The following is a 23,135-nucleotide window of genomic DNA, read 5'->3' as shown; positions in this document are numbered from 1 at the left end:
GGTTACGTTCGAGGGCATGGAGAACGTGCTGCGTCCGTTGATCGTCCTCGTCGGCTCGGTCCTGCTCACGCTGCTGCTGGGATGGCTAGCCGATCTGCTGCTCCGCCGCGCGGACGCCCGCCACAGCGAGACCCCGCTGTGGGGGCTGCTGCGCCGCTGCCGGGTGCCGTTGCAGGTGGTGGTGCTGACCGCGCTGTTGCGAGGGACCTACACGGAGACCGCCATCGCGGTCGTCGAACGGAACGAGGCCCTCATCGGCCATGTCCTGACTCTCGTCCTCATCGCCGCCTCGGCGTGGCTGGTGGTGCGGATCGCCGCGGCGGTGGTGGAGGCCTCGTACTCCCGCTTCGCCGCCACCTCCCGGGACCTCGCGCGGGTACGCCGGGTCCGCACCCAGGTCACGCTGGTCCAGCGGATCGTCACCGCCCTGGTCGCCGTCGTGGCCTTCGCGTCGATGCTGCTGACCTTCCCCGGCATGGACAAGCTGGGGGCCTCGCTGCTGGCCTCCGCCGGTGTCCTCGGTATCGTCGCCGGGGTCGCGGCCCAGTCCACGCTGGGCAATCTCTTCGCCGGCTTCCAGATCGCATTCGGCGACATGGTGCGCATCGGGGACACCGTCGTGGTGGACGGCGAGTGGGGCACGGTGGAGGAGGTGACCCTCACCTTCCTCGCGGTGCGGACCTGGGACGAGCGGCGGATCACGATGCCGGTGTCGTACTTCACCAGCAAGCCGTTCGAGAACTGGTCGCGCGGCGGTGTGCAGATGACCGGGACGGTCTTCTTCCACCTCGACCACACGGCACCGGTGCACGAGATGCGCGAGAAGCTCCACGACATCCTGCACGAGTGCCCGGCCTGGGACGGCCGCGACTGGTCGCTCGCGGTCACGGACACCACGCCGAACACGATGGTGGTCCGCGCCGTCGTCACCGCGAAGGACGCGGACGACATCTGGACGGTGCGGTGCAGGGTGCGCGAGCAGTTGATCGCCTGGCTCTGCGACCACCACCCGTACGCCCTCCCGCGCATCGCCACGTCCCAGGCGGTCTCCCCGCCCCCCACGCACACCCAGCCCGACACCCCCGCTCAGCGGACCGGCCGCGGGTAGCGGGGCGTGGCGGTGCCGCGTCGGGCCTTCCGGGGTGGGCGGCGCACGGGAATGCGGGCGGCCGTCCGGCAGTGGCCGCTGGACGCCGATGGCCGGACGGCCCCTGACTGTCGCTGGTGCCGCGTCGGGCACGGGGATGCCCGTCGAGGAGCGGCGTCCGGTGCACGGGGTCTCCCCCGGCCCCCCGGGCCGAGAGTTGGATCGCAAGGCGGCGGATCGACCTCGCGGGGGGCCTGTTCGGCCTGTTCGGCGGCGCCGCGAGTCGCCGTGCGGGGCGGCGCGACGGGGCGAACACGCCCTAGTGGCCCCGCTCCGCACCGCCGTTGACCTGGACGACCTGGGACGTGATGTGGGACGCCGCGTGGGACGCGAGCCAGTGGAGGGTCCGGGCCACGTCACCGGGGTGGCCCGGGCGACCCGTGGACGTCTCTGCGATGAGCTGCCTGCGGCGGTCCTCGCCGATCCCGTCGCCGAAGAAGCCGGTCTCCTCCACGTAGCCGGGCGCCACCAGGTTGACCGTGATGCCGCGCGGCCCGAGCCTGCGTGCCAGGTCGTGCGCGTAGGGGTGCAGGGCTGCCTTGGACGCCGCGTACGCACCCGAACCGGACCCCCGGTAGGCCGCGATGGAGCTGAGGAAGAGCACGCGGCCGCCGGGCGTTGCGAGATGGTCCGCGATGGCCTCGGTGAGGAGCGCGGCGGTGAGGGTGTTGAGGCGGAAGTTGAGGGTCCAGTCGTGGGCGACCGCCTCCAGCGGGTCCTCGTACCCCGGCCGGTCCTCCAGCCCGCCGTTGCCGCCCGCGCTGTGGACGAGCACGTCCACCGTGCCGTACTCCCGGGCGGCGAACACCGCGGCGCGGCGGGCCCCTTCGGGCTCACTGAGATCAGCGGCGCAGTAGCGCGCGCCGGGAATCCGCTCGGCCGCCCGCACGAGCACCTCCTCGCGGCGTCCCAGCAGCAGTACCTGCTCGCCGTCCGCGGCGAACACCTCCGCCGTCGCGAGCCCGATTCCCGTACCCCCGCCACTGATCACCACGGTGCGCGCCATGAGCCGATCCTACGACCGGCCGGCAGCCCGGCGCCGGTCCGAAACCGCCCCGCGCGGTCGGTTCGGGGCGTGCCGCGCCCGAGCGGAGGCGCTCAGCGCAGACCGCGGACGTACAGGTGCGGCAGGACGCGGTCGACGAACTCGGGGTCGGCCCCGGCTCCCCGCGTGCGGCCGGCACCTCGTGCCGGGGGGCCGACAGCGGGTCCTCAGGACCGGCGCGGGCGGTCCGTACCGCTCCCCGAGCGGCACGGTCGGCCCCGGTAACAGCACGCACAGCAGGGCCAGTTGGTCCACGAGCACCTCTCGACGGCCGGTTCTCCGACGATCACCGCACCCAGCGGCCGCACGTTTCTCCCGATTCATCCCCATACGCCCGCCCGGTGCGTCTGCCGAACGCCCGTCACCGGCCCCGTGCGGGTCCCCCTTCACCGCCCGGACAACGGTCACTTCGGTGTCCGGGGGCATACGAGCGCGGCGGGCGGTACGGGCAGGGAGGGACTCGGCCGTCAGAGCGCTCGGCGCATGGCCCGGTGGGGGATGCCCGCGTCCGGGAACTCGGGGCCGTAGGCCTCGTAGCCCAGGCGCTCGTAGAACGCGAGCGCGTGGGTCTGCGCGTGCAGGTCGATCGCGGTGAGGCCGCGCTCTCGGGCCGCGGACTCGATCGCGCGGACGAGCGCCGCCCCCACGCCCCGGCCGCGCGCGGCCCCGGTCACCGCGAGCCGCCCCAGCGATCCGACCGACGAGTCGCCTCCGGTCTTGCCGGCCGCCGCCGGGCCGTACAGCAGACGGCCCGTGCCCAGCGGGCCCTCCGGGCCGACGGCGAGGACATGGATGGTGTCCGCTCCGTCGGCGTCGTAGGCGTCGTACTCGATCTCCTGCGGGACCCGTTGCTCGACGACGAAGACCTCCTTGCGCACCGCGAAGCAGGCTTCGCGGTCCGAAGGATCCGTCGCCTCCCGCACGGCACAACCGCCCGGGACGACGCCCTCCGGCAGGCGCTCCGCGTCCCCGCTCATGCGCTCTCCGCCGCGATCCGGTCCAGCGCCGCCTGCAGGTCCTGGGGATAGTCGCTGCCGAACTCGACCCACTGGCCGTCCGCGGGGTGCTCGAAGCCCAGGCGCACCGCGTGCAGCCACTGCCGGGTCAGCCCCAGCCGTCGCGCCATCGTCGGGTCCGCGCCGTAGGTGAGATCGCCGACGCACGGGTGCCGGTGGGCGGACATGTGCACCCGGATCTGGTGCGTGCGGCCGGTCTCCAGCTTGATGTCCAGCAGTGACGCGGCGCGGAACGCCTCGATCAGGTCGTAGTGCGTGACGGAGGGCTTGCCCTCCGCGGTCACGGCCCACTTGTAGTCGTGCTGGGGGTGGCGGCCGATGGGCGCGTCGATCGTGCCGCTCAGCGGGTCGGGGTGGCCCTGCACCAGCGCGTGGTACCGCTTGTCGACCGTGCGCTCCCGGAACTGCTGCTTCAGCAGGGTGTAAGCGCGCTCCGACTTGGCGACCACCATCAGCCCGGACGTGCCGACGTCCAGCCGGTGCACGATCCCCTGCCGCTCCGCGGCGCCCGAGGTCGAGATCCGGTACCCGGCCGCGGCCAGCCCGCCGATCACCGTCGGTCCCGTCCAGCCGGGACTCGGGTGGGCCGCCACACCGACCGGTTTCACGATCACGACGATGTCCTCGTCGTCGTGCACGATCTCCATGCCCTCGACCGGCTCGGCGACGACCTGCACCGGGACGGGCGCCTGAGGCATCTCGACCTCGAGCCAGGCCCCGCCGCGCACCCGCTCGGACTTGCCCACGACCGAGCCGTCGACCTGGACCTTGCCCGCGGCGGCGAGCTCGGCCGCCTTCGTCCGGGAGAAGCCGAACATGCGCGATATGGCGGCGTCGACGCGCTCGCCCTCGAGGCCGTCGGGAACGGGCAGGGTGCGGGTTTCGGGAATCGTGCTCACCCGTCGAGTATGCCTTGTCGGTCCCTGTGACCGATCCCGCCTGTGGACGACCGGGCCCCGGCCCGACCGGCGGGGCCCTCTGTGGACAACCGGACTCGGGGCCGCCCCGAGCGGGCTCCGCCGCCGGCTCGCTCCCCGTGCCCGCCGCGGCCGGAGTCCGGCCGGCCTCAGTCCTTGTGGACGGTGCCGTCCGGGTCCAGGCCCTTGAAGGACAGGATCACGATCAGGATGCCGCCGCACACGATCGCGGAGTCGGCCAGGTTGAACACGGCGAAGTGCTTCGGCGCGATGAAGTCGACGACCGCGCCCTCGAAGACCCCCGGCGAACGGAAGATCCGGTCCGTGAGATTGCCGAGCGCCCCGCCCAGCAGCATGCCGAGCGCGATGGCCCACGGCAGGCTGTAGAGCTTGCGAGCCAGCCGAGCGATCACCACGATCACCACCGCCGCGATGATCGTGAAGATGATCGTGAACGCCTCGCCGAAGCCGAACGCCGCTCCGGGGTTGCGGACCGCCTCGAACCGCAGCCAGTCGCCGATCACCTGGATCGGCTGGTGGTGCTCCAGCTCGGCGACGACCACCATCTTGGTGGCGAGGTCCAGCGCGTAGGCCACGGCGGCCACCGCGAACAGGGCGAAGATCCGGCGCCCGCCCCTGGGCCGCTCGGCGGGCGCCGCGGCCTCGTCGTCTACGTCCGGCGTACCGATGATGCGCTCCGCCTCTGCCACGTGAGTCCCTCAACCTAGGTGCTGACTGGTCACGAGGGTACGGCACACACGTGGGGCCCGGCTCCGGACACCGTGCGCAGCCCGGAGCCGGGGGTGGGCTCAGCCCCGCCGCTCCTGCTTCTGCTTGTCCTCCACGCACAGCGTGGCCCGGGGGAACGCCTGCATCCGCGCCTTGCCGATCGGCTTCCCGCAGATCTCGCAGAGGCCGTACGTGCCCGCGTCCAGCCGGTGCAGGGCCCGATCGGTCTGCTCGACCATCTCGCGGGCGTTGGCGGCCAGCGCCATCTCGTGCTCCCGGGTGATGTTCTTGGTGCCGGTGTCGGCCTGGTCGTCCCCGGCGCCGTCCCCGGAGTCCCGCATCAGCCCGGTCAGCGCCTCCTCGGAGTGGCTGATCTCGGCCTGCAGCCGGGCCAGCTCGCTCTCCAGCTCGGCGCGCGCCTCGGCGACCTCCTCCGGCGTCCACGGGTCCTCCCCCGGCCGTACCGCGAGGTCTCCCGGTGCCGCGGCGACACGGGCCTGCGGCACCGGCGGCGCGGTGTCCTTCGTGGCCGTACCGGACCCGCCCGCGCTCTTCTTGGCTGCCACCGTCCTGGCTCCCGTCTGCTCCGCGGCCTCGACCGCTTCCCCGGCCGCCGTGGCGGCCTTCCTGGCGCCTGCCCTCGCAGCCGCCTTCCTGCCCGGCGCCTTCGCGGCCGCGGCCGCCGAGGGCGCCGCCGAGCGCCCCGCCGTCTCCCTGCCTGTCGCGGTCTTCCGCGCGGCCGTGCCCTTCTTCGTGCCCGCGGCGGTCTTCCTGCCTCGGGTGGTCTTCGAACCGGCTTCCGCCGCCTTCGAGCCCGTGCCCGAGGCCCTCGCGGTACCCGTGGTCCCCGAACCGGCGCCGGACCGCGCGGCGGCCCGCGCGGTCGCCTTCCTCGCCGCCTTCCGGCCCGCTTCCTTCGCCGGTGCCTCCGCGGCCTCCTCCGCCTGCTCCGCGGCCGCTCCCGCCCGCCGCTCCCCCGCCTCCTCGGCCGGGTGCTCCCGGGCGTGGCCCTTCGGGCTCCTCGCCGCCGCGGACTTCGCGGCGCCCGCGGACGGGCCGGCGGCGGAACGCTTGGCCGCCGCCGCCGTGGTCTTCCGCGCGGCCTTCCTGGCGGGTTCCGCGGACTTGGCCCCGGACCCTTCGTGCGCGTTCGCGCCGGAAGGGACCGTCTTCGTCACCCTCCTGGTGGTCTTCTTCGCGACGGCGCTCTTCTTGCCGTTCGTCTCCTTGGCCGCCGCCCCCGCAGCGGCGGTGGACCTGGCTGACGCCGTCTTCTTCACGGCGGTCTTCTTCGCCACCATGGCCGCGGCCCCTTCACATATTGTGATCTTGCTCGCGAATCGTGCTGGGACGATAAATCGACCCCAGCGCCGCGGCAACGGGGCACGCCGCCTGTCCGGCCCGCCCCGCGCCTTCCCCAACGCGAGCCTGCATCCGTTGTGCCCAGCTCCCCGCCCCCTAATCCGCCGGGCGGGTACCGCCGGGACCCACCGGGCCCCGTGTGGCCATTCGGGTCATGCGCGGCCCGGCCTCCGGCCCGCCGCCGGCCGGGAAATCCGGTCGGCCCCCACCCGCCCGGGCCCGTACACTGGGCGAAGCGAAAGGCGTGGATGGGGACGAGTAGCGTCGTACGCAGCCATGAGCGACCCGGGGACGGTGAGAGCCCGGGGGCGAGCGCGGTGCGAAGGATCACCCCGGAGCCGCCGGAAGAACGCCCACGGGCAGCCCAGGGCCAGTAGAACCGGCATCGCGACCCCAATGAGGGGGCCGTCCGGCCGCGCGCCGGAGGGCCAAGGAGGGTGGTACCGCGGGAGCGCAGCGCATCGGCTCTCGTCCCTCCGACGGAAGAGACACACTCCGTTGGAGGAGCCGTACATGACGCCGCCGCAGTACCGCCAGGTGCCCGCCCAGGTCGACCTGCCCGCGCTCGAGCACGCCGTGCTCGACTTCTGGCGCGACAACAAGGTCTTCGCGAAGAGCCTCGAGCAGTCCGAGGGCCGCCCCGAGTGGGTCTTCTACGAGGGCCCGCCCACGGCCAACGGCATGCCCGGCGCCCACCACATCGAGGCCCGCGTCTTCAAGGACGTCTTCCCGCGCTTCCGGACCATGCAGGGCTACCACGTGGCCCGCAAGGCCGGCTGGGACTGCCACGGTCTGCCGGTCGAGCTCGCCGTCGAGAAGGAACTCGGCTTCAACGGCAAGAAGGACATCGAGGCGTACGGCATCGCGGAGTTCAACGCGAAGTGCCGCGAGTCCGTGACCCGCCACACGGACGCCTTCGCCGAGCTGACGACCCGCATGGGCTACTGGGTCGACCTCGACGAGGCGTACCGGACCATGGATCCCGAGTACATCGAGTCCGTGTGGTGGTCCCTGAAGGAGATCTTCGGCAAGGGCCTGCTCGTACAGGACCACCGCGTCGCCCCCTGGTGCCCGCGCTGCGGCACCGGCCTGTCCGACCACGAGCTGGCGCAGGGCTACGAGACCGTCGTCGACCCGTCCGTCTTCGTCCGCTTCCCGCTGACCTCCGGCCCGCTCGCGGGCGAGGCGTCGCTGCTGGTCTGGACGACCACCCCGTGGACGTTGGTGTCCAACACCGCGGTGGCCGCCCACCCCGGGGTCACCTATGTGGTGGCCACGAACGGCGAGGAGAAGCTCGTCGTCGCCGAACCGCTGCTGGAGAAGGCCCTCGGCGAAGGCTGGGAGGCCACCGGTCAGACGTTCACGGGCGCCGAGATGGAGCGCTGGGGCTACCGCCGGCCGTTCGAGCTCGTCGAGTTCCCGGCCCCGGCGCACTACGTGGTCAACGCCGAGTACGTCACGACCGAGGACGGCACCGGTCTGGTCCACCAGTCCCCCGCATTCGGTGAGGACGACCTCAGGGTCTGCCGCGCCTACGGGCTCCCCGTGGTGAACCCGGTCCGCCCCGACGGCACCTTCGAGGAGGACGTGCCCCTGGTCGGCGGCGTGTTCTTCAAGAAGGCCGACGAGGCGCTCACCCGGGACCTGGACGCCCGCGGTCTGCTCTTCCGGCACGTCCCGTACGAGCACAGCTACCCGCACTGCTGGCGCTGCCACACGGCGCTGCTCTACTACGCGCAGCCGTCGTGGTACATCCGCACGACGGCGGTCAAGGACCGGCTCCTCGAGGAGAACGAGAACACCAACTGGTACCCGGAGTCGGTCAAGACCGGCCGGTACGGCGACTGGCTCAACAACAACATCGACTGGGCGCTGTCACGGAACCGCTACTGGGGCACCCCGCTGCCGATCTGGCGCTGCGCGGAGGACCACCTCACCGTCGTCGGCTCGCTCGCCGAGCTGGGCGAGCTCACCGGGGAGGACCAGTCGGGCCTGGACCCGCACCGCCCGTTCATCGACGCCGTCACCTTCGCCTGTCCGCAGTGCTCCTCGACGGCGACGCGGGTGCCCGAGGTCATCGACGCGTGGTACGACTCCGGGTCGATGCCGTTCGCGCAGTGGGGCTATCCGTACCGGAACAAGGAGATCTTCGAGAAGCGCTATCCGGCGCAGTTCATCTCCGAGGCCATCGACCAGACGCGCGGCTGGTTCTACACGCTGATGGCGGTCGGCACCCTGGTCTTCGACAAGTCGTCGTACGAGAACGTGGTCTGCCTTGGCCACATCCTCGCCGAGGACGGCCGCAAGATGTCCAAGCACCTGGGCAACATCCTGCAGCCGATCCCGCTCATGGACCAGCACGGCGCCGACGCCGTGCGCTGGTTCATGGCCGCCGGCGGCTCGCCGTGGGCGGCCCGCCGGGTCGGCCACGGCACCATCCAGGAGGTCGTCCGCAAGACGCTCCTCACGTACTGGAACACGGTGGCCTTCCAGGCGCTGTACGCCCGCACCTCGAACTGGGCGCCCGGCGAGGCCGACCCGGCGCCTGCGGAGCGCACCGTGCTCGACCGCTGGCTGCTCTCCGAGCTGCACGCGCTGGTCGACCAGGTGACGCAGGCGCTGGAGGCGTACGACACCCAGCGCGCCGGCAAGCTGATCTCGTCCTTCGTGGACGACCTGTCGAACTGGTACGTACGCCGCTCGCGCCGCCGGTTCTGGCAGGGCGACGCGGCCGCGCTGCGCACGCTGCACGACGTGATCGAGACCGTCACGCGGCTGATGGCCCCGCTGACCCCGTTCATCACGGAGCGGGTGTGGCAGGACCTCGTGGTTCCGGTGACGCCGGACGCCCCGGAGTCCGTGCACCTCACGGCCTGGCCGGAGGCGGACCTCTCCACCGTCGACCCGGAGCTGTCCCAGCAGATGGCGCTGGTGCGCCGGCTGGTCGAGCTGGGCCGTGCCACGCGCGCGGAGTCGGGCGTGAAGACCCGCCAGCCGCTGTCGCGGGCACTCGTCGCGGCCCCGGGCTTCGACTCCCTGTCGCCCGAACTGCACGCGCAGATCACCGAGGAGCTCAACGTCTCCTCCCTGGCGTCGCTGACTGATTCCTCCGCTGGTCCAGCGGGCGGCGGATCGCTGGTCGACACGACGGCGAAGGCGAACTTCCGGGCGCTGGGCAAGCGTTTCGGCAAGGGCGTGCAGGACGTCGCGAAGGCCGTGGCCACGGCGGACGCGGCGGCGCTGTCCCTGGCGCTGCGGTCCGGCTCGGCCGTGATCGAGGTCGGCGGCGAGGAGGTGACCCTCTCCCCGGAGGAGGTCATCATCACGGAGACCCCGCGCGAGGGCTGGTCGGTCGCCTCCGACCAGGGCGCGACGGTCGCGCTCGATCTGGAGATCACTCCGGAGCTGCGGCGGGCGGGCCTCGCCCGCGACGCGATCCGGCTGATCCAGGAGGCGCGCAAGAACAGCGGCCTGGACGTCGCCGACCGCATCGCGCTCCGCTGGTCCTCCTCGGACGCCGAGGTCGCCTCGGCGCTCACGGACCACTCGGGTCTGATCGCGGACGAGGTCCTCGCGACGGACTTCGCGACGGGCGAGGGCGACGACGCGTACGGCTCCCCGTTCACGGACGAGGGTCTGTCGCTGACGTTCCGCCTCCGCAAGGCGTAACCCGTACCGCGCCTCGCATCGTGGGTCCGGCCCCTTCGGGGGCCGGACCCTTTCGCGTGGGTCGTCCGCGCCGCACACGTCGGCAGGGCAGGGCCTTCGACACGGACCGTCGACCGCGTGGCACGGACCCCGCCATCCGGGAGGGCGGGCCTCCGCGTGGCCGCGGGGATCACGCCCCGCACGGGGGACATCGCGCTCACGTGCCCGGCCGCGCCCCCGAAGCGCGGCATCCGCCACCGCGGGCCCGAGCACAAGAACGGGCCGGGCCCGGGACGTTGGTCCCGGGCCCGGCCCGTTTCAGCCTGCCGACGGCCGAGCGCGCTCCGCGCCGTGGCCCGCCGTCAGTTGTCGTCCTCGTCGATGAGGAATCCGCGCATCGGCGACGGCGCCTGCTGCATCGGCTGCGGACCGCCCTGCGGCCGCACCGGCGCCATCGGCTGGGTCATCGCCGGAGACATCTGCTGCTGACCGCCGTACGACGGGGCGCCGCCCATGCCCTGGTTGCCGCCCATCGCCTGGTTCCCGCCGAAGGAGGGGGCGCCGGCGCCGGCCGGAGCCATCGAGGGGGACGGGGGCAGCGACGCGGCCGCCGGGGTCCGCGGCGGGGCCAGCGAGTCGTCGGACTGGGTCTCCAGCTGGCGCAGCTGGCTCTCCAGGTACGACTTCAGACGCGTGCGGTACTCGCGCTCGAAGCCGCGCAGGTCCTCGACCTTGCGCTCGAGCGTGGCGCGGGCGGACTCGAGCGAGCCCATCGCGACGCGGTGCTTCTCCTGCGCGTCCCGCTCCAGCGCGTCGGCCTTGGCGCGGGCGTCCCGCTCCAGGCCCTCGGCACGGGACCGGGCCTCGCCGACGATCTTGTTGGCCTCGGAACGGGCCTCCGCGATCGCCTGGTCGGCGGTCTGCTGGGCCAGCGACAGCACGCGCGCGGCACTGTCGCCTCCAGGGCCCTGACCCGGGAGCTGGGGGCCGCCGTGACCACCCATGGGGCCGCCCATCGGACCACCCATGGGACCGCCCTGCATCGGGCCGGGACCCATCGGACCACCCTGCGGGTGCCCCTGGGGGCCGTGACCACCGGGACCGGCCGGCAGCTGAGGAGCTCCACCGGGCAGCTGGGGGGGACCCATCTGCGGGGGCTGCTGCTGGACGGGGGGTCCGGATATGGCGGCGGGCACGGGAGCGCCGGGACCGCGGCCGTCCTGCGGCTCCGGCGGCTTGCGCATGCCCTGCTGCTGCTGGTTCTGCGCGGCCGCACGGGTCGCCGCCGCCAGCTTTGCGCGCAGGTCCTCGTTCTCTCGGAGGAGGCGCGTCAGCTCGGCTTCGACCTCATCGAGAAAGGCATCGACCTCGTCCTCGTCATAGCCTTCTCGGAGGCGGACGGTCGTGAACTGCTTGTTCCGCACGTCCTCGGGGGTCAGCGGCATCTCTACTTCACCTCTACGTAGTCGTCGGCAGTCGGCAAGACCGTGTCGTTCACATCCCTCTCCCCACACTGCTCACGACGGAGATCAGGATGTAAACGATGATCATCAGAACGAAGAAGGACAGATCGAGTGCCACGCCCCCGAGACGCAGCGGCGGAATGAACCGCCGCAGAAGCTTGAGCGGTGGATCGGTGACAGTGTAGGTGGCCTCCAGGACGACCACCATCGCCCTCCCGGGTTGCCACGAGCGGGCGAACTGGAAGACGTAGTCCATGACCAGCCGGAAAATCAGCACGATGAGGAAGCACATCAGAGCGATGTAGATCACCTGCAGTGCGACGCCCATCCCGTGCTTCCCTCTCCCCTGGCTCTCGTTGCCGGCCTTGCGGCCGGGTTGTTCCCTCGGTCGTGTTCTGGCTCGTTCTAGCTCTGGTTGAAGAACCCGCCCTCTGCGATGCGGGCCTTGTCCTCCGCCGTGACATCGACGTTAGCAGGCGAGAGGAGGAAGACCTTCTGAGTCACCCGCTCAATGCTGCCATGGAGGCCGAAGACGAGTCCCGCGGCAAAGTCGACAAGTCGCTTCGCATCGGTGTCGTCCATCTCGGTCAGATTCATGATCACCGGGGTGCCCTCGCGGAAGTGTTCCCCGATGGTACGGGCCTCGTTGTACGTCCTCGGGTGCAGCGTCGTGATGCGGTACGGCTCCCGCTCGGACACGACCTTGGGCATGATCACCGGTGCGTTCTTCTCCAGACTGGGACGTTCAGGTGTGATGGATGCCACGGGGGCGATTCGTGCGGGACGTCCGGATTCCGCGGAGAGCGGAGTGGACACGGGCGCGGACCCGTGAGCCGGTCGCGGCGCGGACTCACGCGGTGCCGGGGGCTGGACCACCCGCACCGGTTCTTCCCGTTCCACCTGATGCGGGGGCTGGTGGCGCCGACGGTCCCGCTCGGGCTCCGGCTCCATCTCGGGTTCGAAGTCGTCGTCGGGATCGAATCCCCGGCCGTCGTACCCATCGTCCTCCACGAGGCCGAGGTAGACCGCCATCTTGCGCATCGCGCCGGCCATTCTCTGAGTCCTCCGCTCTGTGGTGGATCGGCTTCGTTCGGCTACGTCACCAAGTGCCCGCGATCCACTCGGCCCGTCCGCCTTTCGACGGAAATGACCATATTTTCTGCTGTGGTCCGACTTGCTTCGCGACGTTACCCGAGCCGGGGTCGGACTCCGAGCACCGCCGTACCGACGCGCACGTGTGTCGCCCCGGCCGCCACGGCCTGCTCGAGGTCCGCACTCATCCCTGCCGACACCATGTTCGCAGCCGGACGGTCCGCGCGCAGGCGGGATGAGAATTCCATCAGCCGCTCGAAAGCGGCCTGTTGACGCCCGGCGTAGGGCCCCTCGAGCGGGGCGACCGTCATCAGTCCGTCGAGCCGGAGCCCCGGTGCCCCGTCCACCGCGGCGGCCAACTCCCCGATGTCGTCGGGCGCGACGCCGCCGCGGTCACCCTGCCGCCCCGACTCCGCGTCGAGGGCGACCTGGATGAGGCAGCCCAGTTCGCGCTCGGCGCGGACCGCCGCCGCGGACAGGGCGCGGACGAGCTTCAGCCGGTCAACGGACTGCACGATATCGGCATAACCAGCGACGGAACGCGCCTTATTTGTCTGAAGCTGACCGACGAAGTGCCAGGTGAGTGACAGATCCGAGCAGGCGGCCGCCTTCGGGGCCGCCTCCTGGTCCTTGTTCTCGGCGACGTTCCGCACACCGAGTTCGTGCAGCAGCCGCACGTCGCCGGCGGGGTAGGTCTTGGTGACCACGATGAGGGTCACCTCCTCCCGCTTGCGTCCGGCCGCGGCGCAGGCGGAGGCGATACGTTCCTCCACCCTCTCGAGGTTCTCGGCGAGTTCGGTTCTGCGGTCGGTCATGCGTCGTCTCTTTCGCGGTCCAGCCAGACATATCCGGCGAGCCGGCCGGTGGTGCGGTCGCGTCGGTAGGAGAAGTGGTCTCCCGACTCCAGTGTGCAGACCGGCGACGCGCTCCGGTCACGCACGCCGAGGGCTTCGAGCTGGGCGTGCACTCCGGCGGCGACGTCCACGGCCGGGGTGCCCCAGCCGGTCTCGGCCCAGGCCGCGGGCTCGGCCTCGGCGACCTGCGCCCGCATGGCCTCGGGCACTTCGTAGCACCGTCCGCAGACCGAAGGCCCGGTCCGGGCGGTGATGCGGGACGGTTCGGCGCCGAGCCGGACCATCGCCCCGACCGCGGCGGGCACCACCCCGGTCACCATCCCGGGGCGTCCGGCATGGGCCGCGCCCACCACTCCGGCGACCGGGTCGGCGAGCAGTACCGGTGTGCAGTCGGCGGTGAGGACCGCGAGCGGAAGCCCGCGCCGGGAGGTGACCACCGCGTCGACGGCCGGGACGTCCGGGCCCGTCCAGGGCCCGTCGACGACGGCGACGTCCCGGCCGTGCACCTGGTTCATCCAGACGACGAGCCCCGGGTCGATGCCCAGCCGCCCGGCCGCGAGTTCCCGGTTCGTACGGACGGCGACGGGGTCGTCACCGACCGCGCCGCCGAGATTGAGCTCGTCGTACGGAGCGGCGCTCACTCCGCCCCACCGGTCGGTGAAGGCGAAGTGGGCGCCGCTCACTCTGTTGTGCTCCCCTATCACTTCAAGATCACTTCAGGAAGTCCGGGACGTCCAGTTCCTCGGCCGAGCTGTCGTACGGCCGGGCGGGCGGCACCTGCGGCGACGGGGTCTGCGGGACGGAGGTCTCGTTCGCCGCGGGTGCCGGCTCCGCGGGGGCGGACTCCTCGCGCGGCGGCACGGCGCCCAGTCCGCCGAGGGAGCGCGCCGGCTCCGGCCGGGCGGCCGGGGCGGGCTCCTCGCGCTTGGCGGAGGAGGAACCGATCACGTTGTCGCGGCGGGCGGGGGGCTGGCCGCCGTCGAAGCCGGCCGCGATGACGGTCACCCGCACCTCGTCGCCCAGCGCGTCGTCGATGACGGCACCGAAGATGATGTTGGCCTCGGGGTGGGCGGCCTCGCTGACCAGCTGGGCGGCCTCGTTGATCTCGAACAGACCGAGGTCGGAGCCACCGGAGATCGAGAGCAGTACACCGCGGGCGCCGTCGATGGACGCCTCCAGCAACGGCGAGGAGATCGCCATCTCGGCCGCGGCCACCGCGCGGTCGTCGCCGCGGGCCGAGCCGATGCCCATGAGGGCGGAGCCGGCCTCGGACATGACGGACTTGACGTCGGCGAAGTCGAGGTTGATGAGACCGGGCGTGGTGATGAGGTCGGTGATGCCCTGGACGCCGGACAGCAGCACCTGGTCCGCGGACTTGAACGCGTCGAGCACGCTGACCTGGCGGTCCGAGATGGACAGCAGCCGGTCGTTCGGGATGACGATGAGGGTGTCGACCTCTTCGCGGAGTTCGGCGATGCCGTCCTCCGCCTGGTTGGCGCGGCGGCGGCCCTCGAAGGTGAAGGGCCGGGTGACCACACCGATGGTGAGGGCGCCGAGCGAACGCGCGATGTTGGCCACGACGGGTGCGCCGCCGGTGCCGGTGCCGCCGCCTTCACCGGCGGTGACGAAGACCATGTCGGCCCCCTTCAGGACCTCCTCGATCTCCTCTCGGTGGTCCTCTGCCGCCTTGCGACCGACGGCCGGGTTGGCTCCGGCCCCGAGCCCGCGGGTGAGTTCGCGGCCGACGTCGAGCTTGACGTCGGCGTCGCTCATCAACAGGGCTTGCGCGTCGGTGTTGATCGCGATGAACTCGACGCCCTTGAGGCCGACCTCGATCATTCGGTTGATGGCATTGACACCACCGCCGCCGACACCGATGACCTTGATGACTGCGAGGTAGTTCTGCGGTGCTGCCACGTCGAAGGCCTCTCGCCTCGAGTTACGAGTCGCCGCTTCGCGGTGGTGGCCGCGCCGCGACGACGGATGCCGATTGGGACGGTCCGAAATGCCGACCCAAACCCTAACGTTGAAGTTTAGGGTTACCAGTGTCTCTGCTTCCTGGACTCTCTCGAACGAGACACTAAGTCGACAAGTGGCGTGCGTTCAACGAACACGCCGAACCTCCCGTTTTTCTTTTCACCCTATGTGATCAGCCGTTGCGCTGACCAACCAGGGTGCTGGCCTGCGCATTTGTGCGTCAACTCGCCGACACGGCAGGAGCGGTGGCGGCACTCACGTCGAAGCGCCGGGCACGGGGAGCGGCCTTCATCAGAGCGGTGAGCGTACGGGCCTTGACCTCGCCGTCCTCGCTGCTGCCCCACATCACCTCACGGCCACGCGTCAACTTCAGAGTGAGGGAATCGTACGAAATGACTTGTAGGCTCCGGAGGTCGCCGGCGATCCCGGCGGGGAGTTGGGAGACGACCAGGGCCGCCCCCTTCAGCAGCCGCCGCCCCCCGAAGCGCGCGACGCTGGGTGACTGATTCGCCGTCATCTCCACGAACGGTACGCCTTCGGGCGCTTTGTCCACCGTGGCGAACCGGACGCCCTTGGCGTCGACTTCGACGAACCGGGCACCCTTGCGCATGAGGAGGACGGGCACCCGCTCCGTCACCCGGAGCACGACGCCGTGCGGCCACGAGCGTTCGGCCTCGACCGAGTCGATGCGGGCGAGCCGGTCGCGGAGCCGGCTCTCGATGCCGTCCAGATCCACGGAGACCAGGGGGGTCCCGAGCGGCACGCCGGCCGCCGCCTCGACCTCACGAGGCGTCAGAACCCGCGTACCGGAGACCTCCACCTGCTCGGCCCGGGCCCAGGAGGAGCCGTACAGCACCCACAGGCCGCCGCCGGCGAGGACGGCGGCGGCGACCAGGGGGAGCAGGACCCGGGGGGCGGGGAGCCGGGGGCGGCGCGGAACCGCGCCCCTGCGGGGCCGGCCGGGCGACGACGGTCCGTTCGGCTTGCGGGTGCCGCGTTCGGCGGTCGTCGGTCCGGCCATGCTCCCTGCCCTTCGCCGTGCCTATCGGCGCGAGGCGATCGCCTCGTAGACCATTCCGACAAGCAGATCGTCTGCGTCCCGGCGCCCGAACTCGGCCGCGGCACGGGACATCTCGTACAGCCGGTGCGGATCGGCGAGCACCGGGAGCACATGGCCCTGGACCCACTCGGGGGTCAGCTCGGCGTCGTCGACCAGCAGTCCGCCGCCGGCCTTCACCACGGGCTGTGCGTTGAGCCGCTGTTCGCCGTTGCCGATCGGCAGCGGTACGTACGCGGCGGGCAGGCCCACGGCGGAGAGTTCGGCGACCGTCATGGCGCCCGCACGGCACAGCATCATGTCGGCCGCGGCGTACGCGAGATCCATCCGGTCCACGTACGGTACCGGGATGTACGGCGGCATCCCGGGCATGTTGTCCGCGTGCGGCAGTTCGTTCTTCGGTCCGACCGCGTGCAGGACCTGGATACCGGAGCGCTGGAGCAGCGGAGCGACCTGCTGGACCACCTCGTTGAGGCGGCGGGCGCCCTGCGAACCGCCCGAGACCAGCAGTGTCGGCAGGTTGGGGTCCAGGCCGAAGGCGGCACGCGCCTCGGGCCGGACGCGGGCCCGGTCGAGGGTGGCGATGGAGCGGCGCAGCGGGATCCCGACGTAGCGCGCGCCCCGCAGCTTGCTGTCGGGCGTCGACACGGCGACCGCGGCGGCGTACCGCGAACCGATCTTGTTGGCCAGGCCCGGGCGGGCGTTGGCCTCGTGGACGACGATGGGCACCCCGAGCCGCTTGGCGGCCAGGTATCCGGGCAGCGCGACATAGCCGCCGAAGCCCACGACGGCGTCGGCCTTCGTGCGCTCCAGGATCTGCTCGGCGGCCTTGATCGTGCCGCGCAGCCGGCCCGGGACGGTGATCAGCTCGGGCGTCGGTTTGCGCGGCAGCGGCACGGCGGGGATCAGCGCCAGCTCGTAGCCCCGCTCGGGGACGAGCCGGGTCTCCAGGCCGCGCTCGGTACCGAGGGCCGTGATGCCCATCGTCGGATCCTGCCTCCGCAGGGCGTCCGCGAGGGCGAGCGCGGGCTCGATGTGGCCGGCGGTCCCCCCGCCGGCGAGTACGACATGCACCGAAATTCACCGCTCTCCGGACGGACGTTCCTTGACGCGCCGTCTCATCGTCTTCCATCTCGTCCCGGGCCGCACGGCCAGGGCCGCCTTCGCCGCGGGATCCTCCCGCGCGAAGGCGATCAGCAGTCCGACCGCGAACATGGTCGGCAGCAGGGCGGAGCCCCCGTAGGAGAACAGCGGGAGGGGGACACCGGCGATCGGCAGCAGTCCGAGCACCGCACCGATGTTGACCACGGCCTGGGCCGTGATCCAGGTGGTCACACCTCCCGCGGCGTACCTCACGAAGGGGTCCTCCGTGCGTCCGGCCACGCGGATACCCGCATAGCCTAGAGCCGCGAAGAGAGCGAGCACCGACAGTGTCCCCGCGAGGCCCAGTTCCTCCCCGGTGATGGCGAAGATGAAGTCGGTGTGCGCTTCGGGGAGTTGACCCCATTTTTCCACACTTGCCCCGATGCCCGAACCGAACCATCCGCCCGAGGCCAGGGCGTAGATCCCGTGCACGGCCTGCCAGCAGCTGTCGTCCGGTCCGGGATCGGTGGCGCCGACGCACTGGAAGCGGGCCATCCTGTTCGCGTTGGTCTTGATCAGGACCGCGCCGATCACCGCGGCGACGGACAGCACGCCCACGAACAGCCTGGTCGGGGCGCCGGCCAGCCAGAGCAGCCCGAAGAGGATCGCGGTCAGGATGATGGCGGTGCCCATGTCGCCGCCCAGCATGATCAGCCCCAGCAGTATGAAGGCCACCGGGACCAGCGGGACGAGCAGGTGCTTCCACTGTGTGAGCAGCCGCTTGTCCTGCTTGCGGGCGAGCAGGTCGGCGCCCCAGAGGATCAGGGCGAGCTTGCCGAACTCGCTGGGCTGGAGCTGGAAGGGCCCGCCGAGCGAGATCCAGTTCTGGTTGCCGTTGACCGACTGCCCTATCCCGGGGACCTGCACCAGGACCATCAGACAGGCGCTGACGACGAGGATCGGGTAGGCGAGGCCCCGGTGGAGCCGGAGGGGCATCCGCGAGGCGATCAGGAGCAGTCCGGTGCCGATCACTGCGGCGAGGAACTGCTTGCGGAAGAAGTACGAGGAGGGCAGCGAGTACTTCAGAGCGGTGATCATCGAGGCGGAGTAGACCATCACGAGGCCGAGCACGGTGATCAGCAGACCGGCGCCGAGAATCACGTAGTAGGCCGTCAGCGGCCGGTCCCAGGCCCGGCGGGCCTGCTCGTACAGCCGGCGCAGTCCGCCGCCGCGTGGCGGGCGGGGCCGGCCGCCGCTGCCTCCGCCCCAGCCGTACGCCGGGCGCGGCGCGGGCCTGGCGGTCCTGCCGCGCAGTGCGGCTCCGGGCAGTCCGGCTCCGGGCAGTCCGGCGAGGGCGAGTACGGGCACCAGGCCACGGCCGAGCGCACGCGCCCGCTCGACGAGCGGTTCCCGCCGGTCGGCTCGTGCGCGGGACCGCCACGACGCCCCGCCGTGACGCACGACGCCTCGCGCCGCGGCGGCCAACCCGTCCGTGCGCACCGCGGAGTGGGGGCGTACGACCCGATCGGTCGCCTCCGTCGCTGTCGTCGCGGCCGCGCGCACGGTGCGGTCGAGGCCGGACGAGGAACCGCTCGCGTCCGGGGCGTCCACGGCGGGCGGCCCGGGGCGGCGCTCCGGGGCCGGGGCGGCGTGGCCGGTGGCGTGCGGTGCGCCGTGGGGACCGGCGGGCCGCAGCGGGTCCGCGGCCCCGGGGCGGCGGGGGTCGGGCGTCGTGGTCGCGTCGGGTGGCATGTCGCTGTCCCCTCCAGGTCGTGGCCCACGCCGCCGGGTCGTGGCGGCGGGGCCAGGGCCGGTCAGGCGCGCTCGGCGGCGAGGGTGCGGACCGCGTCCGCGAACGCCTCGCCTCGCTTGTTGTAGTTGGCGAACATGTCCATCGAGGCGCAGGCGGGGGCCAGCAGGACCGTGTCCCCGGGCCGCGCGAGCCGTGCCGCTTCGCGGACCGCCGCCGACATCGCCCCAGTGTCGGTCCGGTCGAGGTCGACCACCGGGACCTCGGGCGCGTGTCGCGCCAGGGCTTCGGCGATCAGTGCCCGGTCCGCGCCCATCAGCACCGCGCCGCGCAGCCGTTCCGCGGACTTCCGGACGAGCTCGTCGAAGGTCGCGCCCTTGGCGAGGCCGCCCGCGATCCAGACGATCGGGTCGTACGCCGCCAAGGAGGCTTCCGCGGCATGGGTGTTGGTGGCCTTGGAGTCGTCGACGTAGGCGACGCCGTCGACCTCGGCCACGTACTCGATGCGGTGCGCGTCGGGTCGGAAGGCCCGCAGCCCCTCCCGCACCGCCGCGGGTTCGACGCCGAACGCGCGGGCCAGCGCCGCCGCGGCGAGGGCGTTGGCGATGTTGTGGGGGGCCGGTGGGTCGACGTCGGAGACCTGCGCCAGCTCCTGTGCCTGCTTCTGCCGGTTCTCGACGAAGGCGCGGTCGACGAGGATGCCTTCCACGACTCCGAGTTGGGAGGGGCCGGGCGTGCCGAGGGTGAAGCCGACGGCGCGGCAGCCCTCGACGACGTCGGCCTCCCGCACCAGGTCCTCGGTCGCGGGGTCGGCGGCGTTGTAGACGCAGGCGACCGTATTGCCTTCGTAGACACGGCCCTTGTCGGCGGCGTACGCCTCCATGGAGCCGTGCCAGTCGAGGTGGTCCGGCGCCAGGTTGAGGACGGCGGCGGAGTGGGCGCGCAGCGAGGGGGCCCAGTGGAGCTGGTAGCTGGAGAGCTCGACGGCGAGCACGTCGTACTTCTCGTCGCCGAGCACCGCGTCCAGCAGGGAGACCCCGATGTTGCCGACGGCCGCGGTCCTCAGGCCGGCCGCCTCCAGGATCGCGGCGAGCATCCGCACGGTCGTCGTCTTGCCGTTGGTGCCGGTCACCGCGAGCCAGGGGGCGGCTTCCCTGCCGTCCAGGCCGCGCAGCCGCCAGGCGAGCTCGACGTCGCCCCAGACCTCGACGCCCGCCTCCGCGGCTGCCGTGAACAGGGGCTTGTCGGGCTTCCAGCCGGGCGCCGTCACGACCAGCTCGGTGCCCTCCGGCAGGGTGGCGCCGTCGCCGAGGCGGACGGAGATCCCCTCCGCCTCCAGCTCCGCCGCCTGGGCGCGGGCGCGCTCGTCGTCGCCGTCGTTGACGACCGTGACGACCGCACCGAGGCCGTGCAGTACGCGGGCGGCCGGAATGCCGCTCACGCCCAGCCCTGCGACGGTGACGCGTTTGCCCTGCCAGTCCCGCGTGCTCACTTGTCGGCCGCCCAGCCCGCGTAGAAGATGCCCAGTCCCACGATGACGCACATGCCCTGAATGATCCAGAAACGGACCACGACAAGGACTTCGGACCACCCCTTGAGCTCGAAGTGGTGCTGCAGCGGGGCCATCCGGAATACGCGCTTCCCGGTGAGCCGGAAGGAACCGACCTGGATGATCACGGACAGGGTGATCAGGACGAAGAGGCCGCCGAGGAGCGCCAGGAGCAGCTCCGTGCGGGAGCAGATGGCCAGGCCGGCGAGCGCGCCGCCGAGGGCCAGGGAGCCGGTGTCACCCATGAAGATCTTCGCCGGCGAGGTGTTCCACCACAGGAAGCCGAAGCAGGCTCCCATCAGCGCCGCGGCCACGACGGCGAGGTCGAGGGGGTCCCGTACCTCGAAGCAGGCGGCGGGGTTGGTCAGGGTCGTCGCGTTGGCGCAGGACTCCTGGAACTGCCACAGGCCGATGAAGGTGTACGCGCCGAAGACCATCACGGAGGCGCCGGTGGCCAGGCCGTCCAGCCCGTCGGTGAGGTTCACGCCGTTCGACATCGCGAGGATCATGAACAGCGCCCAGACCACGAACAGCACCGGACCGATCGTCCAGCCGAAGTCGGTGACGAACGACAGCTTGGTGGAGGCCGGGGTGTTGCCGCGGTCGTCCGGGAACTGCAGCGCCAGCACCGCGAAGGCGATGCCGACGATCAGCTGGCCGGCCATCTTCGCCTTGGCCCGCAGGCCCAGGGACCGCTGCTTGACGATCTTGATGTAGTCGTCGAGGAAGCCGACCAGTCCCATGCCCGCCATCAGGAACAGCACCAGCAGGCCCGGGACGGTCGGGTCCTCGCCGGTGATCACCTTGGTGAGGGCGTACGCGATCAGCGTGGCCAGGATGAAGGCGATGCCGCCCATGGTGGGCGTGCCCTTCTTGCTGCCGTGGCTGCGCGGGCCGTCGTCACGGATGAACTGGCCGTAACCCTTGCGGGCCAGCAGCTTGATCAGCAGCGGGGTACCGATGAGCGTCAGGAAGAGCCCGATGGCTCCCGCGAAGAGGATCTGCCTCATCGGCCGGCGACCTGCCCCTCGTCGGTCGGACCGGCGTCGGCGAGCAGCGCCTCGGCGATCCGCTCGAGCCCGGCCGACCTGGAAGCCTTCACCAGCACGACGTCTCCCGGGCGCAGCTCTCTGCGCAACAGGTCGACCGCCGCCTGCGCGTCGGACACGTGCACCGACTCCTCACCCCACGAACCCTCGTTATATGCGCCCAGCTGCAGCCAGGACGCTTCCCTGCCCCCGACCGCGACGAGCTTGCTGACGTTGAGCCGGACGGCGAGCCGTCCGATCGCGTCGTGCTCCGTCAGCGCCTCGCCGCCGAGCTCGGCCATCGGACCGAGCACCGCCCACGTGCGCCCCCCGGTGGCCTGGGCGGCCGTGCCCATGGCGGCGAGCGCACGCAGTGCGGCTCGCATGGACTCGGGGTTCGCGTTGTAGGCGTCGTTGACGACCGTCACGCCGTCCGGACGCTCGGTGACCTCCATACGCCAGCGGGAGAGGGTGCCCGCCTCCGAGAGCGCGGTGGCGATCTCGTCGACGGACATGCCCAGCTCATGGGCGACGGCGGCCGCGGCGAGCGCGTTCGACACGTGGTGCTCACCGTACAGCCGCAAGGTCACGTCGCTGCACCCGGAGGGTGTGCGAAGGAGGAATGCGGGCCGTCCGCCCGGCATGAGGCGGACGTTGTCGGCACGTACGTCCGCTTCGTCCGACTCCCCGAACAGCACCACGCGCGCCTCGGTACGGGCGGACATGGCGCGTACCAGGGGGTCGTCGGCGTTGAGGACGGCGACTCCGCCCTCGGCTGCGGGGGGCAGCGTCTCGACGAGCTCGCCCTTGGCCTCGGCGATCTGCTCGCGGCCGCCGAACTCCCCGATGTGGGCGCTGCCCACGTTGAGCACGACGCCGATGCGGGGCGGGGTGAGTTCGGTGAGGTAGCGGATGTGGCCGATGCCGCGGGCGCCCATCTCGAGGACCAGGAACCGGGTTTCGTCGGTGGCGCTGAGCGCGGTCAGCGGCAGCCCGATCTCGTTGTTGAGGGAGCCGGGGGTCCAGACGGTCGGCGCCATGCGGCGCAGCACCTGGGCGATCAGGTCCTTGGTGCTCGTCTTGCCGGCGGAGCCGGTGAGCGCCACGAGGGTGGCGCCGAGACGTTCCACGACGGCGCGGGCCAGTGCGCCGAGGGCCTTCTGGACGTCGTCCACGACGATCGCGGGGACGCCGACGGGACGCGAGGCCAGCACGGCGGACGCGCCCGCGGCGACCACGTCCGCGGCGTAGTCGTGACCGTCGACGCGGGCGCCGGCGAAGGCGACGAACAGGCTGCCGGGTACCACCTCGCGGGAGTCCCGGACGACGGGCCCGGTGACGCGCACGGACGGATCCGGTATGTCGCACGGCCGCCCGTCGACGATCCGGGCGATCTCGGCGAGGGAGAGGGCGATCAC

At 71.9% G+C, this 23,135-nt stretch carries 19 protein-coding genes; 2 read left to right on the top strand and 17 right to left on the bottom strand.

All coding sequences use genetic code 11. The annotated features are described in order from the left end of the window. Positions 1-16 precede the first annotated feature (16 nt). Positions 17-1,108, top strand: coding sequence for a mechanosensitive ion channel family protein (locus O7595_RS25495; protein WP_269730939.1), 1,092 nt, complete (start codon positions 17-19; stop codon positions 1,106-1,108). A gap of 298 nt (positions 1,109-1,406) precedes the next feature. On the opposite strand, the gene O7595_RS25490 is transcribed toward O7595_RS25495, so the two are convergent. The 5 genes from O7595_RS25490 to O7595_RS25470 form a co-directional block, all read right to left on the bottom strand. Continuing rightward, positions 1,407-2,153, bottom strand: coding sequence for an SDR family NAD(P)-dependent oxidoreductase (locus tag O7595_RS25490; protein ID WP_269730938.1), 747 nt, complete (start codon positions 2,151-2,153; stop codon positions 1,407-1,409). Between the two features lie 506 nt (positions 2,154-2,659). Further along, on the bottom strand, positions 2,660-3,169 hold the full coding sequence (locus O7595_RS25485) for a GNAT family N-acetyltransferase (RefSeq protein ID WP_269730937.1): 510 nt from the start codon (positions 3,167-3,169) through the stop codon (positions 2,660-2,662). After that, the gene (locus tag O7595_RS25480; protein WP_269730936.1) at positions 3,166-4,107 is read right to left on the bottom strand and encodes an RluA family pseudouridine synthase; all 942 of its coding nucleotides are present in this window, start codon (positions 4,105-4,107) and stop codon (positions 3,166-3,168) included. The genes O7595_RS25485 and O7595_RS25480 overlap by 4 nt, the downstream gene beginning before the upstream one ends. A 167-nt stretch (positions 4,108-4,274) precedes the next feature. Next, positions 4,275-4,835 (bottom strand): signal peptidase II, encoded by a 561-nt coding sequence (gene lspA, locus O7595_RS25475; RefSeq protein ID WP_269730935.1) that lies wholly within the window; start codon positions 4,833-4,835, stop codon positions 4,275-4,277. 99 nt (positions 4,836-4,934) lie between these two features. Beyond that, positions 4,935-6,155 carry a TraR/DksA family transcriptional regulator gene (locus tag O7595_RS25470; protein WP_269730934.1) on the bottom strand — a complete coding sequence of 407 codons (1,221 nt, stop codon included), beginning with the start codon at positions 6,153-6,155 and terminating at the stop codon, positions 4,935-4,937. Between the two features lie 574 nt (positions 6,156-6,729). On the opposite strand from O7595_RS25470, the gene ileS reads away from it, so the two are divergent. Continuing rightward, positions 6,730-9,885, top strand: coding sequence for an isoleucine--tRNA ligase (gene ileS / locus O7595_RS25465; RefSeq protein ID WP_269730933.1), 3,156 nt, complete (start codon positions 6,730-6,732; stop codon positions 9,883-9,885). 341 nt (positions 9,886-10,226) lie between these two features. Here ileS and O7595_RS25460 read toward each other — a convergent pair whose 3' ends face one another. The 12 genes from O7595_RS25460 to O7595_RS25405 form a co-directional block, all read right to left on the bottom strand. Next, entirely contained in the window at positions 10,227-11,309 is a 1,083-nt protein-coding gene (locus O7595_RS25460) for a DivIVA domain-containing protein (RefSeq protein WP_138055847.1), read from the bottom strand. Positions 11,310-11,358: 49 nt separating this feature from the next. Further along, positions 11,359-11,655, bottom strand: coding sequence for a YggT family protein (locus tag O7595_RS25455; RefSeq protein ID WP_269730932.1), 297 nt, complete (start codon positions 11,653-11,655; stop codon positions 11,359-11,361). A 77-nt stretch (positions 11,656-11,732) separates the two neighbouring features. Next, positions 11,733-12,380, bottom strand: coding sequence for a cell division protein SepF (locus O7595_RS25450; RefSeq protein WP_269730931.1), 648 nt, complete (start codon positions 12,378-12,380; stop codon positions 11,733-11,735). A gap of 134 nt (positions 12,381-12,514) precedes the next feature. After that, positions 12,515-13,234, bottom strand: coding sequence for a YggS family pyridoxal phosphate-dependent enzyme (locus O7595_RS25445; protein WP_269730930.1), 720 nt, complete (start codon positions 13,232-13,234; stop codon positions 12,515-12,517). Further along, on the bottom strand, positions 13,231-13,956 hold the full coding sequence (gene pgeF, locus O7595_RS25440) for a peptidoglycan editing factor PgeF (protein WP_269730929.1): 726 nt from the start codon (positions 13,954-13,956) through the stop codon (positions 13,231-13,233). Before pgeF ends, O7595_RS25445 begins: the two co-directional genes overlap by 4 nt. 28 nt (positions 13,957-13,984) lie before the next feature. Beyond that, positions 13,985-15,190 carry a cell division protein FtsZ gene (gene ftsZ, locus O7595_RS25435; RefSeq protein ID WP_269730928.1) on the bottom strand — a complete coding sequence of 402 codons (1,206 nt, stop codon included), beginning with the start codon at positions 15,188-15,190 and terminating at the stop codon, positions 13,985-13,987. Positions 15,191-15,470: 280 nt separating this feature from the next. Beyond that, positions 15,471-16,271, bottom strand: a complete 801-nt coding sequence (locus O7595_RS25430; protein WP_269730927.1) for a cell division protein FtsQ/DivIB — start codon at positions 16,269-16,271, stop codon at positions 15,471-15,473. Between the two features lie 21 nt (positions 16,272-16,292). Continuing rightward, complete coding sequence (murG, locus tag O7595_RS25425; protein ID WP_138055840.1) at positions 16,293-17,381, bottom strand: undecaprenyldiphospho-muramoylpentapeptide beta-N-acetylglucosaminyltransferase; 1,089 nt, start codon at positions 17,379-17,381, stop codon at positions 16,293-16,295. A gap of 6 nt (positions 17,382-17,387) precedes the next feature. Further along, positions 17,388-18,761 carry a putative lipid II flippase FtsW gene (gene ftsW / locus O7595_RS25420; protein WP_443071859.1) on the bottom strand — a complete coding sequence of 458 codons (1,374 nt, stop codon included), beginning with the start codon at positions 18,759-18,761 and terminating at the stop codon, positions 17,388-17,390. A 443-nt stretch (positions 18,762-19,204) separates the two neighbouring features. Beyond that, positions 19,205-20,632 carry a UDP-N-acetylmuramoyl-L-alanine--D-glutamate ligase gene (gene murD / locus O7595_RS25415; protein ID WP_269730926.1) on the bottom strand — a complete coding sequence of 476 codons (1,428 nt, stop codon included), beginning with the start codon at positions 20,630-20,632 and terminating at the stop codon, positions 19,205-19,207. After that, complete coding sequence (gene mraY / locus O7595_RS25410) at positions 20,629-21,699, bottom strand: phospho-N-acetylmuramoyl-pentapeptide-transferase (RefSeq protein ID WP_269730925.1); 1,071 nt, start codon at positions 21,697-21,699, stop codon at positions 20,629-20,631. Before mraY ends, murD begins: the two co-directional genes overlap by 4 nt. Continuing rightward, on the bottom strand, positions 21,696-23,135 hold the full coding sequence (locus O7595_RS25405) for a UDP-N-acetylmuramoyl-tripeptide--D-alanyl-D-alanine ligase (RefSeq protein ID WP_269730924.1): 1,440 nt from the start codon (positions 23,133-23,135) through the stop codon (positions 21,696-21,698). Before O7595_RS25405 ends, mraY begins: the two co-directional genes overlap by 4 nt.

It is taken from the genome of Streptomyces sp. WMMC940, assembly GCF_027460265.1.
Lineage (GTDB): Bacteria > Actinomycetota > Actinomycetes > Streptomycetales > Streptomycetaceae > Streptomyces.
The sequence above is the reverse complement of the archived record's forward strand: the minus strand, read 5'-3'. Positions and strand labels throughout refer to the sequence as shown.